This is a genomic window from Rhodococcus sp. IEGM 1354 (assembly GCF_030056855.1).
In the GTDB taxonomy this organism is placed as follows: domain Bacteria; phylum Actinomycetota; class Actinomycetes; order Mycobacteriales; family Mycobacteriaceae; genus Rhodococcoides.
Genome location: NZ_JASHKT010000004.1, coordinates 204,218 through 218,210, shown reverse-complemented (window position 1 = coordinate 218,210; position 13,993 = coordinate 204,218). Strand labels below are relative to the sequence as shown.

Here is a 13,993-nt window from a genome sequence, read left to right as displayed (position 1 = left end):
AGTGGTCGAATGCGAATCACTACTACCAGGGGACACAGTGAAACTGATCAGAACAGCAACGGTCGCGGTGGCGTTGACCGCAGCCGTAGCCACCGGCGCAGGCCAGGCCGTCGCGGATCCGACGTCGGAGTCGATGAACTACCAGACGTCGGTCAACCCGGATGGAACCGTCAAGACCATCCTCGATGCCGGTCTCTTCCGCGTCGATGCGACGAGCGAGACCGTGTCGATCGTCGACCAGGCCGGCTCCACGGTGGCGTCGATCCCGCTGGAGTACTCCATCAATGGAACCGTCTACTCCATTGCGCCCCTGATCGGTGCCGAAGGTCGGGAACTCACTCTCACCCCGCAGACCGTTCCTGTCGCTGAGGTCGCCGGCGCGAAGACCAAGCAGCAGGCCTTCGACAACATGGTCAACCAGCTCGCCATCGGTTGGAACAACGGCGGCGGTGTCGGCACGGCCATCGGTGCAGGCCTCGGCTTCGCCATCGGCTGCGTCTCGATCTTCCCGAACTTCATCTCGGGCTGCATCATCGGAACCGTGATCGGTACGGTCGCCGGCACGGTCATCGGAATCAACAACGCCAACCCCGAAGCTCAGCCTGCGGTGTTCGAGTACTTCACCACTGCGTAGAGCACGACGGCCACTGGCCGAGGGATGTGGAACAGCGGGTAGAGCGCGTGCGCTCTACCCGCTGTTCGCTGTCCGGCCTGTGAGGGCTCGACGCATCGACACCGCTTTGACCATCGTCTCCTCGAACTCCTCGTCGGGATCCGAGAGCGCAACGATCGCGCCTCCGACGCCGTACGTGACCTCGTGCTCGGTCGCCACGATCGTACGAATGACGATCGAGAAATCCGCCGTGCCCGTGATCGAGAAGTAGCCGATAGCACCGGAATACACTCCACGCGGCCCATCTTCGAGCTTGTCGATGATTGCCATCGTGCGAATTTTCGGAGCGCCGGTCATCGAGCCGCCGGGGAATGCTGCCCTGATGCAGTCGGCAGCCGACGCGTCGTCACGCAGCCGGCCACGAACCGTGGAGACCAATTGGTGTACGGGAGCATAGGTTTCGACGTCGAACAGCTTCGGCACGTGTACCGAACCAGGAATGCACACCTGAGCCAGGTCGTTACGCACCAAATCGACGATCATCAGATTCTCGGCCTTGTCCTTCTCGTTCGCGACGAGGTCGGCCTTGAGTGCGTTGTCCTCTTCGGGGGTGGCCCCGCGCGGCCGAGTTCCCTTGATGGGCTTGGACTCCACGATGCGGTCGGCGTCGATACGCAGGAATCGCTCGGGGGAGGCGCTGAGGACCGAGACGTCGGGAAAATTCAAGAAGGCACTGTATGGGGTGGGGTTGATTTCCCGCATGAAGGAGTACGTTGCCGCTGGGTCTATGGAACCGGCCACGGTGGCTGTGTTGGTCAAGCACACCTCGTAGGTCTCACCGGAGCGAATCTCGGCGAGGCACTGAGAGATGAGGTCGAGGTAATGCGTGCGATCGTGCCTGAGCCGTGGTTCGAGGGACAGCTCCGCTCCGAGCAATGGAGCGCCGGATGCTGGTATCCCACTGGGCGCGGCTGTCTCTGCCTTCTCGGACAGTCCACTCAGCGTTGCAGTGACCGAGTCGAACCACTGCGCGAGGACCGGGTCTCCGGGGGTATCAGCCAACCCCATCAAGTACAGGGTGCCGGCCTCATGATCGAACACCAACGCCCGATCGGAGAACACCATCGAGGCATCGGGGGTCGCCGAGGTGTGCACCAGCTGCCCGCCCGTGTCGGCCTTGAGTTCGTACCCGAGGTAGCCGACGTAGCCCAGTCCGAATGCAAAGGGAAGATCGTGCCGTGGGGGAGTAGCTCGGCGGCGTAGTTGGACGTCGATGTAGTCGAAGAACGTCGAGTGGATGTGTTCTCTCGTGCCGTCGGAGCCCTCGACGGTCACCATCGTCTCGGCCACCGAGTACGTCACGTATTCGGCGTGCGGCCCGGAGCAATCGCCCATGACGGTGAATCGGCACTCGGGCTCGAGTGCGGCGCTTCCGTCCAGCCAGAAACTCTTGGTGTCGTGCGCGAACAGCGTCTGGAACACGCGCTCGGAGTCGAAATCGCGTTCGATTGTGCGGGTTTCGATGGTGAACATCGAATCGTGGGTCCCCGCTGCGTTCGCTGCGCTCGACCGCGCAAGCGTCAGATCGCGGAAATTTCCCAGCAGCTCACGCCCGTATTCGGTGCTGATCGACTCGGGATGGAACTGCACTCCCCACAACGGCTTGCTGTGATGACGAACCGCCATCACCAGACCGTCCGGGGTCCAGGCGACTTCCTCGAAATCGGCGGGGGTCCGGGTGACGACCAGAGAGTGGTAGCGCACCACGGAATACGGCGAGGGAATCCCCTCGAACAGATCCACCCCGGTATGCGTGATGTCGGTGATGCGGCCGTGCATCGGTGCGGGGGCCAGATCGACCTCACCCCCGAAGAGGTGGCACATCCCCTGATGGCCGAGGCAGACACCCAGAATCGGGAGACCGGATTCGCTTATCACTCGACCACTGATACCGAAGTCCTGCTCGACGTCCGGGCGGCCGGGACCGGGCGAGATCACGACGTTGTCGAACGCGGCGAAGTCGAGGGAAGACCACGCGACGTCGTTCTTGACCACGGTGGGTGGCCGGCCGTTGACCTCGGCGAGGAGGCTGTACAGGTTGTAGGTGAACGAATCGTAATTGTCCACCAGGAGAGTTCTGATCGTCATCGAGGTACCTCTATCGTTCGCCCTCGAGGCCAGATTCTGGCCCCGAAGAATCGATGATGAGATCCTCGACGCGACACGCCTCGGCAATCATCGATTTGTACAGCTCTTCGAGAAAGTCCGGGGACAATCCGTTCGCGGAAGCGAACTCGCGAGCCCGTTCGGTCACCACGCCCACCCGGCCCGGCTGCATCATGGGAATACCGAATTCGCGTTTGACGTGGGCCACCCGTACACACACATCGATACGGTCGCGTACGGCTGCGCGCAAGACCTCGTCGATACCGTCCAATTCGCGGCGCAATTCCGCCAACTTCTGTTCGCCGACCGCAACGCGTCCGTCCGATTCGGACGCCGCCGTCCGCGGATCGTCGTGCAGACACTGATCGGAACCCTGGCTCACGAGTTGATGCCCCCTGTTTTCGACGACTACGGTGCTGATGATTATCGGTCGCAGCCGACATTTGTTACCGCGATCATCGCAGACTCGGTAACCGACTACATGCGATGTTCGATGGTGTCATCTCGAGCCGTTTTCGCGCCACTCAAACTCGAAGAAAACGGGCGATAAACGACAATAATCACACCACTCGCCCGAAAAAAATCTCCAGGTTTCCCACCGGGAGAAAAAATGCACCGCCGGATTGTTTTTCAATCGGGCGGTGCATCGGTCAGGAGATCAGGCTCCGCGTCGCTTGACCTTCAGCAGATCCAAGCGCTCCTTCAACAACTCTTCCAACTCGTCCACCGAACGGCGCTCGAGGAGCATGTCCCAGTGGGTACGGGGAGGCTTGACCTTCTTGGCCTCGGGCGCGGTGCCCTCGATCAGAGAACCCTCGAGTCCGTTACGGCACGCCCACGTACCGGGAATCTCGGCGTCGTCGGCGAACGGTACGTCGAATTCCTCACCGTTGTCGCAGCGATAGCGAGCCACGCGGCGGGGTGCCAGGTCGTGATCACGATCGGTCTCGTAGCTGACGGCTCCCAGTCGACTACCTCGAAGTACACGATCTGCCATAGTGAAGTCCTCTCCATCGATAGTAGGTATGTGCGCCGATTCCACCGGCCGGTTTCGGCGCGGCCGAGCTTCGTCGTCCACCCACTGATCTACAACGTCGTCGTGCGTCCGTTCGTTCCCGGCTCGCCCGCGCAGATCAAGGCATCTTACCTCGCCGGCAAAGTAGGCTGAGCGACCATGTCCGTGAAAACCCGTCGCAACCAGACGTGCGAGTGGTGCGGACGTCCCATCGACGATGTCGGCACCGGCCGCAAACGACGGTACTGCCGACAATCGTGCAGACAACGTGCGTACGAGCAGCGCAGTGCCGTCAAAGGGACGTCCATTCCCGTCGACGCCGTTGTGCTGACCGCCGAAGAAGCATCGGCCGTTGCGGATCGCGCATTCGAACTGCGATGCGCGGCCGAGGACGTCAGTACCGCCGTGGCAGAAGGCGCCGCCGCCGACGAACTGCAACGCCTGTGTATCGAACTCGTGGCGAAAGCACACGATGCCGAGCGGCTGCGCTGAGTATTTCCGGGGCTCCTCGCTGGTCGTCTTTCGGGCGGCGCGACAGTCGACGACATCGCTCTCGTCGTTGTTCACCGACTCCGTGGACAATGGGCGACGCACGCGCGCCTTGCGCGGACGCAAAGACACACAGAGGAGCTCCATGGCGTTCTGGGATCAACTCAAGTCCAAAGCACAGGAATTGAACGGGCAGCTGCAAACCAAGACCAGCCAGTTCAAGAACAAGGAGTTCGCCAACGGCAGCATGGCGATGTGCGCTCTCATCGCAGCCGCGGACGGCACGATCGATCCGGCCGAGCGGCAGAAGACGGCAGCGCTGATTGCCGGAAACGAAGCTCTCCGAGTCTTCGAGTCCGACGAGCTCCGTCAGAAGTTCGACTGGTATTGCGACAAGCTGCAGGGTGACTTCGACTTCGGAAAGGTCGAGGCCACCGCCACGATCGGCAAGTTGAAGTCCAAGCCGGACCAGGCCCGTGCCGTCATCCAGATCGGCATCATCATCGGCGGTGCCGACGGGCATTTCGACGATCACGAAAAGGCCGCCGTTCGCAACGCATGCTTCGCAGTGGGAATCGACCCGGCCGAGTTCGAGCTCTGACCCGCCCCGGCGTGGGCATCGAGACCGGATGAGGTCTGCGGCGACCGACGACGTCAGACGTCGACGGTCGCCGTTGTCGTCCGCGAACTCCATCTGTCCTGCAATTTCCTACTCCGCGGGTTACTTTGCTCGTTCCGGCTGGGTGCAAAGACGTCGTCGACGCGTCAGCGGACCGATCGATCCGTGACCGAGGAGACCGAGCATGACTGTTGCCGCGATTTATCTCGTCATCGCATTCGGCCTCGGCGGACTCGCCATGGCGGTGCGACTACCTCCGTTGGTCGGCTTTCTGGCCGCTGGGTTCGTCATCAACGCTCTCGATATCGGTGAGGTGCCGCAGCTGGACCTGCTCGCCGACTTGGGGGTCACGCTGCTGTTGTTCGCCATCGGCCTCAAGCTCGACCTCCGCATTCTGTTGCGCCGCGAGGTCTGGCTCACCACGTCGGTCCATCTTGCGATCAGTGTCGCGCTCGGAACCACGGTGTTGTGGTTGGCCGCCGTAGCCGGCCTCGCCATGCTGTCCGGGCAAAGCCTGACGACCATCGCACTCCTGGCCTTCGCCATGTCGTTCTCCAGCACCGTGTTCGTCGTCAAGGTACTCGAGGAGCGGGGGGAGTCGCATGCGCTCTACGGCCGGGTCGCCATCGGCGTTCTCGTCATGCAGGACATCGTCGCTGTCGTCTTCCTGACGGTCACCAGCGGCACTCTGCCCAGCCCATGGGCCTTCACCCTCGTCCTGCTGTGGCCGCTCACGCGAATTCTTCGGAGAATCTGGAGCGGGCTGGGGCACGGCGAGATGCAGTCGTTGTTCGGCATCGTGATGGCTCTGGTTCCGGGGTACGCACTGTTCTCGACGCTGGGCCTCAAAGGTGACCTCGGCGCCTTGATCATCGGCGTCCTGTTGGCTTCGCATTCCGCGTCGTCGGAACTGGCACGGTCTCTGTTCCACCTCAAGGAACTTCTGTTGGTGGGCTTCTTCGTTTCGATAGGCCTGTCCGGGCTGCCCGATGTGCCCAGTCTCGTTGTCGCTCTGCTGATGATGCTCGTTCTGCCGCTCAAATCCGTGCTCTACGTAGCGCTGTTCGCCGCGATGAAACTCCGGTATCGAACGGCCCTGCTCGCAGGACTGAGTCTGATGAACTACTCGGAGTTCGGTCTGATCGTCGTCTCTGTCGGAGTGACGACCGGGCTGCTGGCACCTACGTGGTTGGTCGAGATGTCGATCGCGGTGGCTCTGAGTTTCGTGGTGTCCGCCCTTGTCAACGGACGCGGCCACCTGATGGTCGAGAAGATGGCGAGCCGGCTGCCCGTTCAAGACGAGCAGAGCCTGCACCCCGAGGAACGCCCCGGTGATGCCGGCGACGCCGAAGTCGTCGTCATCGGCATGGGGCGTGTGGGGTTCGCGGCCTACCAGCGACTGAACGAGCACTACCGACTGGACGTGGTCGGGGTCGACTACGACGGCCCGCGCATCCGTCGACTGGCCGAGCAGGGACTGCGCGTCATCGAGGGCGATGCCACCGACCTCGACTTCTGGCACCGACTACGCAGATCGGATTCCGTTCGGATCGCCGTGCTCGCCATGCCGCGGCACGGAGCGAACGTCACTGCACTGGCGTGTCTGCGAGAGTCCGGCTTCGGCGGAACAGTGGCGGCGGTCGCACGGTACGACGACGAGGTGCAGTGGGCAAAAGACCAGGGCGTCGATATCGCCTTCAACGTCTACGCTGGCGCGGGATTGGAACTGGCCGACCAAGTGGGGCATTCGACCCCGGAATACATCGATGATCGCATCGACTCCGAGACCGACGAGCCGCGTACACCGGACAACACCGGATAGTCCAGCGGTTCGAGTAGCAGAGGCGTGGGGAGCCGTCAGCCTGGCGCAGAACCGCGGTAGTCGGTATGTCTTCTGGCGCTCTTCACGCGGTACATCTCGGCGTCCGCGGTTCGGAGCAGGAGGAGTACGGCCTGTTCCGAAGTCTCGAGGTGCGTTTCGGTGGTAGCCGAGCCCACGCTGACAGAAAGCCCCGACATCCCTCGTGTGTCGGACAACGCAGCAACCACGGCATCGATGTCCGGTTCCAAGGTCCCCGGTTCCGCTACGGACACGCACGCAAATTCGTCGCCGCCGAGCCGGGCGACCACCCACTTGTTTGCGGTGACTGCACGAAGATGTTGCGCCAGATCCACCAGAACAGCGTCGCCGGTGTGGTGGCCGAACGTGTCGTTCACGTGCTTCATCCCGTCTACGTCGAGCACAACGGCACTCATCTCGACAGATCGGTCGTTCTGCAAATTCGTGAAAACCGTTTCGACGGCGGCGAAAAGCCCGCGACGATTACGCAGGCCGGTCAGAGGGTCGACCAGCGATTCTTGTGCGCGCGAGCGCAATTCGTTGACATAGATAACCAGGATCATCGGTGCCACGAACATGAGCAGCATGGTGAGGGTGTGAGCCGCCACGACCCACACACTGGCGGCATCGTTGAGGGCGGCTCTGACGGAAACGATCACGAGAACGACGACCTGTGCAGCCATGTGCATCCAATACACAGGTGGCCGCACGGCTATGACAGCGAACATCGTGACCACTGCGAACAGCACGGTGCCGCCGATCGCGGTGAGGAGGTCTTGTTTGAGCAACAGGCAGGCAGCTATCGACACGTCGGCATAGACCACGTATGCAACGAGCGCCTTCGGCGTGGGCCACCCACCGATGAACCATCGGAGAGAGACGGGAAACGTCGTGAGGCTCACGAGCACCACGACGACGACACCGATACCGTCGTATTCCTTGGTGGGCGCACTGAGGAATCCGATCAGCCCGATGATGACAGTGGCCATACCGATGAAGAATTGCGCGACTCTGACTCGGCCGATGTCGAGGTCGAGCATGACCGGGTTGTCCCGTCGAGGTTCAGACGGTCGAACCGATTCAGCGAAGAGTGCGCGTACGGCGATCATGGAAACCCTTGCTTGGAAATTGTGCACCTCCGAGCACCGTAACCGGCAAAGGGTAGCGGAACCGGGGTTTCCCAATGTTCCCTTGTTCGCTCGGGGGCCGGCCGAACCGTCGTCGATCCGAACGAGCTCGGTCATCGACCCATAGATCAGGTACTGCCTGCCGCTCCGCCTCCTCCACCTGCACCTCCACCGGACGCAACGGATCCGCTACTGCTGGAGACGAACACACCGGAGAACGCAGACCAGGGGAGGAGCACCGGGACACCCGCCGCATAGTCGGCATCCGCGGGTGATGTGAAGGCTCGTAGCGGCGTGCCACTCCCGGGGTCGGTTGCGGCCTCGAGTCGTTTCCGAAAGAACGGGGCCAAGCCGAACGCAACGATGTCCGGCAGAGCTACGTTCAGATCGACCGACTCGTCGTTGTCCTTGGCGGCCTGCTTCAGTCCGTCGCGGTACGCCTCCCAGGGGCGAGAGGCGTCCAGGCCCGCGACCGAGAAGCGTGAGTAGGCGATCGCCGTCCACAGTCCTGCAACGAAGAGAAGGCCCGACAACACCACCGCGAGCCACATCGTCGGTGCACCCGACGTCGCCACGGCAATTCCTCCGATCGCGAGAGCGCCGCCGAGTACGCCCAAACCGGCCAACGCTGTCCGGCGTCGACCTGAGCCGTCGGCAACGAATCCGCTGTCTTGCAGTGTTTTCTCCACGAGTTCTTTGGTTCCACCGGGGCCTCGAGCGATCTTCTTCAACTCGTCGCCGGATACGACATCGTCCTCGGCTCGTTCGGCGAGCATCGACCAGACCGCCTGTTGAACCTCGCCGCGGGCACGGGTTCGGTCGACAAGCCTGATCTTGACTGTTCCTTTGCCGACCTTTCCCGGCTTCTTGTCCTGCTCGAAGGTGAGCGCATCGGCGGTGGCAAGCGCCAGTACGGTCCCCGGTACGCCGCTGGGCTGCGCGCTGCGGTGCACCAGGGCGGTCGCGTACGCTGCATCGGTGGCCTGGTCCGGTCGAACGGTCGTCGGATATTGTTGGGAGACAGTCGGTTTCGCTCGGCCCCGAAACACCGTTCCCACCAGAAGCAGCCCGAGAAGCGCGAACACCGAACCGGCCCACGGCAGCCAGGTCGAGCCTGGACCGTCGGCGAATCTGTCCAGGGCAGTCACCGGCGGACCGTTGCGAATGTCGGACGCCAGGCGATCTATGCCCGCGGTCAGGCTTCCTGCGACGTCACCATCTCGCAGCGGCGGAATCAGTGCGTCCTCGATGATGGCCTCTTGTTCGTCCCGCGGAACGTTACCGTCGTCGTACGTGGAGCCGACGAAGATGCCCGCGCGAGCCTCGTCGACCTTTCCCGGCTCCCGGTTGATCAGTATTGCGCCTGCAGAGTCCTGGTCGACGCCCGTCAGGGACACCCATCCCTGTTGCAGGTCTTCGACCTGATCCAACGTGTCGTCGGGGTCCGCGTCGAGCTCACGCACGTACGCGATCACGTCCGCACCGGTGTCGGACTTCAGGTTCTCCAACTGACGTTGGATGTCCGCGGTCTGCGCCGGATTCAGGGAAAAACCCGTTCGGTCGTAGACACGCTGACCCGAGGTCAAACCCTCGAAGCCGGCGTCTCCGCCGGACGGATCGTCGGAGCAGCCGACGAGGCCGAACGATGCAATGAGGGCCATCAGTACGGCGGCAGCAGCTCGGCGGTTCAAGTTCCGACGACGGGATGTCTCGAGAAAGGCGTCCATCGAACGAACTCTAACCAGAGTTCGTATCCGGTAGCCAGCACATTCGGCCGACGCGGCAGTGGATTGTCCTCCTCACCGTAGTTTCGTCACTGTGACGAAAGTACGGTGAGGGGAAGGGCGGGAGGGAGAGGGTGCCGGTTGATCCGCAGTGCGCCGATCCTATGACAGCGGGCAGTCAGCGGGCCGGCTGCGACAGCTGTTGACCGGAAAACCCGCCACATTTCCCCGCAGGCATATCGACAGCACAGGACGCGTCGCGTCGACGCAGACTTCGGACAACGAAGAGCTTCAGCCGAATCGACTGCGTCGAGGAAAGCTGTTGGGCTGCAGCGAACTACGAGTCGATCTCAGCGAACTGCAGGTCAAAAGTTTACCGATAATCAACATTATGTCAGGTACTGTCCTCGACCAACTGCTCGAGGTCGTCACGTCACCGTTCGATCGACGGGACGACCGGTCGAACTACGCTTGCACTGCGCGCGACAACTTCAGCGCCAAATTCCAAACCTTGTGCGAAACCCGACTTCCTGGGTAATCGGTTGTCACTGCGGCGGCTCCATGAATTCGATCGTCTCTCCATGTGGACCCACCGCGTACATCACGCGGGTGCCCACCTTTGCCCCGCCGGCAATAGGTTGAGGAGTTCCCTGCGCCGTCCACCCGAAGTCCGCGATTCGCGTCAGGACCGCGTCGATGTTGTCGACCTCGAAGGCAAGATGCGCGAAACCAGGATCGTGTGGTCGAGAGTATCCCTGCTCTCCCTGGACGTTACGATATTCCAGCAGTTCGATCGTCTGACCCGCAACGGATACCACCGCCATCCGGACTGTAGCCCCGTGCGCTCCGGTGACCTCTCCCAGAAACTCTCCACCCATCTCACCGGTGCGTTCGAGGACCGCGCCGAGACCATCGATCCAGAACCGAAGGGCGTCATCGAGGGAACCGACGGCGAAGCCGACGTGGTCGGAGCGAAGAATTCTGAACGACATGCCAGGAGCCTACGCCTGGCATGTTTCACGAATTGCGCTTCTGTTCGGCTCTGATCAGCCCGCCTCCGACGATCAACCGCTGGATCTCACTGGTCCCCTCGTACAGCCGCAGCAGAATCAGCGAGCTCCACCAACTCGGTTACTCCGGAAAATCCGCGCTCCGTGACAGCCTTTCATTCGACCGGATGTCGCCCAAGTTTTGTTCCAGCGCACCGATCACGGCGTCGTACCCGCTGTTGCCCAGGATCAGTCGGCGTGGCGGCGGGTCCTGAGCCATCGCTTCGATCACCGCACGCGCACCACGGTGCGGATCGCCCGGCTGCACCCCGTTCATGTCGACAAAATCGACACGAACCTGTTCCAGCATGTCGTGGTAGTCCGGAATCGCTTCCGCGACGGGCTCGTCGGCGAATCCAGCGTAGGCGTTGGTGCGGAAAGCCCCTGGTTCGACCGCCAACACGGAGATACCGTGCTCGGCAACCTCTTGGCGCAGAGCGTCGGTGACGGCTTCGATCGCGTATTTCGTGGCGCTGTAGTAGCCGAATCCGACCGCCGCCAGAAGTCCGGCCACCGATGACACGTTGACGATCCACCCACTTCCGCGGGTGCGAATTCCTGGTAGCACGGCTCGCGTAACGGACAGTACTGCAAAGAAATTCAGCTCGAACATTGCCCGTATCGAGGCTTCGTTCATTCCCTCGATCGATCCGTACCAGCCGCGACCGGCGTTGTTGACCAGCACGTCGATACCGCCGAGATGCTCTTCGGCCGTTCGTACCGCCTGCAGTACCTGTGCCGCGTCCGTGACATCCATGGGCACGACGAGAACGCGGTCACCGTACTGATCGGCCCACGACGCCAGTTCCCCTGGACGCCGCGCCGTGAGTACCACGCGGTCCCCCGCACCCAAAGCCACCTCGGCGTACGCCATGCCGAAGCCGCCTGGTGTGCCGCCGGTGATGAACCATCGCTTGCTCATGGCTCGATCACCAACCGGTTGATCAGCGCGCCGTCCAGAGTGAAACGGTAGTGCAGGTCGACGACTCCCCCGGGAAAATTGCCTTCCAAGTGCTGCGTGACGTCGACGCTCGTGCCGGTCGCGGTCACTCCCGTGAACTCCGTTGTGTAGGTGTACTCACTCTCATTGACCGACGCGGTCAGCCAGACCACGATCTCCTCGCGGCCCGAGTGGTCGTGGCCCTCGTCGGTCACGACGGCATCTGCGGTGAACACGGTGATCGCGCGAGCGCCCTGTCGGGCATCGAGTGCAGTCATGAACTTCTTCACGTTGTCCGGGAGTCCATCCCATTCTGTGGTCATGACACCACGGTGATGCCTCCCCCAGGGGGAAGGTCAATACCGAATCGGCACACCGGTGTCCATGCCCGGCACTCGCCCGGCTCCCTGTTGAGTCAGCGCTATTACCGAGGACGTCATGCGGCGGACCGTGGCTTACCCAGCAGCAAGCGTGCAGCCAGCCCGGCCAGGAGCGCCCAGAAGGCAGCGCTGACACCGACGATGACGGTGCCGGACGCGGCGGTCACGAAAGTGATGACGACAGGGATTCGCTCTACCGGATCAGCGAACGCGGCGGTCAACGACGCGGCGAGTGTCCCGAGTAGTGCGAGTCCGGCGACCGCGGCAATGACCCCGACGGGGGCGAAGGCAACGAGTGTGCCGAACGACGCCGACGCCACGCCGAGCAACATCAGGACGATTCCCGCAGTCAGACTTGCAATCCATCGGCGAGTGCGGTCCACACCCGCGTCCGGCCCGGCAGCCAGGGCGGCGCTGATGGCAGCCAGGTTGATCGCATGCGCGCCGGCGGTCGCGCCGAGCAGGGTGCCTGCGCCGGTCACGAGCATCGATCGCCGCCACGGAACCTCGTAGCCGAGACCGGCCATGATGGCTACACCCGGGACGTTCTGTGAAGCCATGGTCACGAGGTACAGCGGAAGTGCGATCCCGACGACACCCGCGACGGTGAACGTCGGCGAAGTCAAATGGACCCGAGGTACGAGGTCCGCCGGGCCCACCGTGGTTTCGCCGGCCGCCACCGTGATCCCGATGACGACTGCGGCGGCAAGAAAGGCGAGGGGCGCGGCCCACCGGGGCGAGAACCGAAGTGCAACAAGCCAAGTCAGGACAACCGGGGCGACAGCGATCGGGTTCACAGCCAACCCGGTGACCGGGCCGAGACAGAGCTGCAGGAGGACCCCGGCGAGCATGGCTTGGGCAAGCGAGGTGGGGATGCGGGTGACCAGCGCCGCGAGCTGGGGTACCAAACCGGTGAGGACGATCAGCACCCCCGCGACAAGGAACGCCCCCACCGCGGCGGGCCAACCGCCGTCGACGGTGCCGGTGGTCGCGAGCAGGGCCGCGCCGGGGGTGGACCAGGCGGCGGTGATCGGCAGCCGAGTCTGCCAGGAAAGGACGATGCAGGCCAGACCCATGACGACGCTGACAGCGAGCAGGCCGCTGGCGGCCTGCTCGTAAGTTGCTCCTACCGCTGTCAGGCCGCTGAGGACTACAACGAACGAACTGGTGAACCCGACCAAGGCCGAGACCACGCCTGCCGTGATCGGTGGCGCCAGGTTACCCGTCTTACGAGCATCAGAATCGGCGGTATCACGCGGTGGGGTGTGGCTCATGGTTCTCCTCGGCTCGGTGGGAGCCCAGGCGCGCGGCAGACGTCAACAGACGAGGCCGCTTCCCGATGGTGATCCATCCACAGCGCCAGTCACGGCCCGACCACAGAGTAGACCGAACCTACGAACGATCGGTACCAGAACAGCGATGACCGCTTCATCCCGTTCAGCACCCCACCACGACAACCCGCAAACCATCTTTGGCGCCGATGACGCATTGGCCCGGTATCGAGAAGACTCCGATCATGGATCTGCAACCCTATGTGGTGCACCGAGAATCCGACGTCACCGGTGCCGGCGTTGTCCTGATCGAAGATTCCGGCGACGCCTTTCTCGCACCGAACACGCCGTCCTCGAACCGATGGCAGGTCGAACGGGTGATTCCGCTGCGGCACAGAGAGTTCGACCTGGCTTGGGATGGAGTGTGGGTCAGAGTGATCGGCCGCACCCATCCCGGTGGCATCGAGATCCGCAGCGCGCTCGTACCGCGCGGGGCTTCCACACCGACATGAGAACGCCAGAAACGCAGCATGAACCGAACCTCGACCCGCAAGGTTTCGACGTCCCTCTCCCCCACTCCAAATCGGCAACCACAAACGAAAGCACATCGAAAGCCTGGCCGCGATGTCGCGGACGATGATGGTGAATGCAGAGCGATACGGCCAGCTTCGATGTGTGGGTGAACAGATATCCTCGGCTGATCCTGCGGCGCAGCAGTTCTCCCGACTCGAACAACAAGGACTACAGCTCGGTCACTGCA

General features: G+C 62.8%; 15 protein-coding genes and 1 riboswitch. Of the genes, 6 read left to right on the top strand and 9 right to left on the bottom strand.

The annotated features are described in order from the left end of the window. The first annotated feature begins 37 nt into the window (after positions 1 to 37). Positions 38 to 634: a hypothetical protein gene (locus tag QM588_RS10770; RefSeq protein WP_032365824.1), complete on the top strand. Its 597-nt coding sequence runs from the start codon at positions 38 to 40 to the stop codon at positions 632 to 634. A gap of 54 nt (positions 635 to 688) precedes the next feature. Here QM588_RS10770 and pabB read toward each other — a convergent pair whose 3' ends face one another. From pabB to QM588_RS10755, 3 genes are all read right to left on the bottom strand, one after another. Continuing rightward, on the bottom strand, positions 689 to 2,761 hold the full coding sequence (gene pabB / locus QM588_RS10765) for an aminodeoxychorismate synthase component I (RefSeq protein WP_283313172.1): 2,073 nt from the start codon (positions 2,759 to 2,761) through the stop codon (positions 689 to 691). Positions 2,762 to 2,771: 10 nt separating this feature from the next. Beyond that, complete coding sequence (locus QM588_RS10760; protein ID WP_222068521.1) at positions 2,772 to 3,161, bottom strand: chorismate mutase family protein; 390 nt, start codon at positions 3,159 to 3,161, stop codon at positions 2,772 to 2,774. Between the two features lie 276 nt (positions 3,162 to 3,437). Continuing rightward, positions 3,438 to 3,776, bottom strand: a complete 339-nt coding sequence (locus QM588_RS10755; RefSeq protein ID WP_027497120.1) for an RNA polymerase-binding protein RbpA — start codon at positions 3,774 to 3,776, stop codon at positions 3,438 to 3,440. A gap of 30 nt (positions 3,777 to 3,806) precedes the next feature. On the opposite strand from QM588_RS10755, the gene QM588_RS10750 reads away from it, so the two are divergent. From QM588_RS10750 to QM588_RS10735, 4 genes are all read left to right on the top strand, one after another. After that, the gene (locus QM588_RS10750) at positions 3,807 to 3,947 is read left to right on the top strand and encodes a hypothetical protein (RefSeq protein WP_155290166.1); all 141 of its coding nucleotides are present in this window, start codon (positions 3,807 to 3,809) and stop codon (positions 3,945 to 3,947) included. A gap of 6 nt (positions 3,948 to 3,953) precedes the next feature. Then, entirely contained in the window at positions 3,954 to 4,286 is a 333-nt protein-coding gene (locus QM588_RS10745) for a hypothetical protein (RefSeq protein ID WP_027497121.1), read from the top strand. A 142-nt stretch (positions 4,287 to 4,428) separates the two neighbouring features. Beyond that, complete coding sequence (locus QM588_RS10740; RefSeq protein WP_027497122.1) at positions 4,429 to 4,884, top strand: tellurite resistance TerB family protein; 456 nt, start codon at positions 4,429 to 4,431, stop codon at positions 4,882 to 4,884. A gap of 202 nt (positions 4,885 to 5,086) precedes the next feature. Further along, positions 5,087 to 6,724 (top strand): cation:proton antiporter family protein, encoded by a 1,638-nt coding sequence (locus QM588_RS10735; RefSeq protein WP_283313167.1) that lies wholly within the window; start codon positions 5,087 to 5,089, stop codon positions 6,722 to 6,724. Positions 6,725 to 6,759: 35 nt separating this feature from the next. Here QM588_RS10735 and QM588_RS10730 read toward each other — a convergent pair whose 3' ends face one another. The 6 genes from QM588_RS10730 to QM588_RS10705 form a co-directional block, all read right to left on the bottom strand. Then, a complete protein-coding gene (locus QM588_RS10730) occupies positions 6,760 to 7,782 on the bottom strand; it encodes a GGDEF domain-containing protein (RefSeq protein ID WP_283313164.1) in 1,023 nt (340 codons plus the stop codon). A gap of 215 nt (positions 7,783 to 7,997) precedes the next feature. After that, complete coding sequence (locus QM588_RS10725; RefSeq protein WP_283313162.1) at positions 7,998 to 9,596, bottom strand: DUF2207 family protein; 1,599 nt, start codon at positions 9,594 to 9,596, stop codon at positions 7,998 to 8,000. Positions 9,597 to 10,138: 542 nt separating this feature from the next. Further along, positions 10,139 to 10,585 (bottom strand): VOC family protein, encoded by a 447-nt coding sequence (locus tag QM588_RS10720; protein WP_283313160.1) that lies wholly within the window; start codon positions 10,583 to 10,585, stop codon positions 10,139 to 10,141. Between the two features lie 139 nt (positions 10,586 to 10,724). Further along, positions 10,725 to 11,564: an SDR family NAD(P)-dependent oxidoreductase gene (locus QM588_RS10715; RefSeq protein ID WP_283313158.1), complete on the bottom strand. Its 840-nt coding sequence runs from the start codon at positions 11,562 to 11,564 to the stop codon at positions 10,725 to 10,727. After that, positions 11,561 to 11,905 carry a nuclear transport factor 2 family protein gene (locus QM588_RS10710; protein WP_283313156.1) on the bottom strand — a complete coding sequence of 115 codons (345 nt, stop codon included), beginning with the start codon at positions 11,903 to 11,905 and terminating at the stop codon, positions 11,561 to 11,563. Before QM588_RS10710 ends, QM588_RS10715 begins: the two co-directional genes overlap by 4 nt. A 113-nt stretch (positions 11,906 to 12,018) precedes the next feature. After that, positions 12,019 to 13,236, bottom strand: a complete 1,218-nt coding sequence (locus QM588_RS10705; protein ID WP_283313154.1) for a benzoate/H(+) symporter BenE family transporter — start codon at positions 13,234 to 13,236, stop codon at positions 12,019 to 12,021. A 15-nt stretch (positions 13,237 to 13,251) separates the two neighbouring features. Further along, positions 13,252 to 13,339, bottom strand: a riboswitch (ZMP/ZTP riboswitch). A gap of 103 nt (positions 13,340 to 13,442) precedes the next feature. On the opposite strand from QM588_RS10705, the gene QM588_RS10700 reads away from it, so the two are divergent. Further along, the gene (locus tag QM588_RS10700) at positions 13,443 to 13,745 is read left to right on the top strand and encodes a hypothetical protein (protein ID WP_283313151.1); all 303 of its coding nucleotides are present in this window, start codon (positions 13,443 to 13,445) and stop codon (positions 13,743 to 13,745) included. The last annotated feature ends 248 nt before the right edge of the window (positions 13,746 to 13,993 follow it).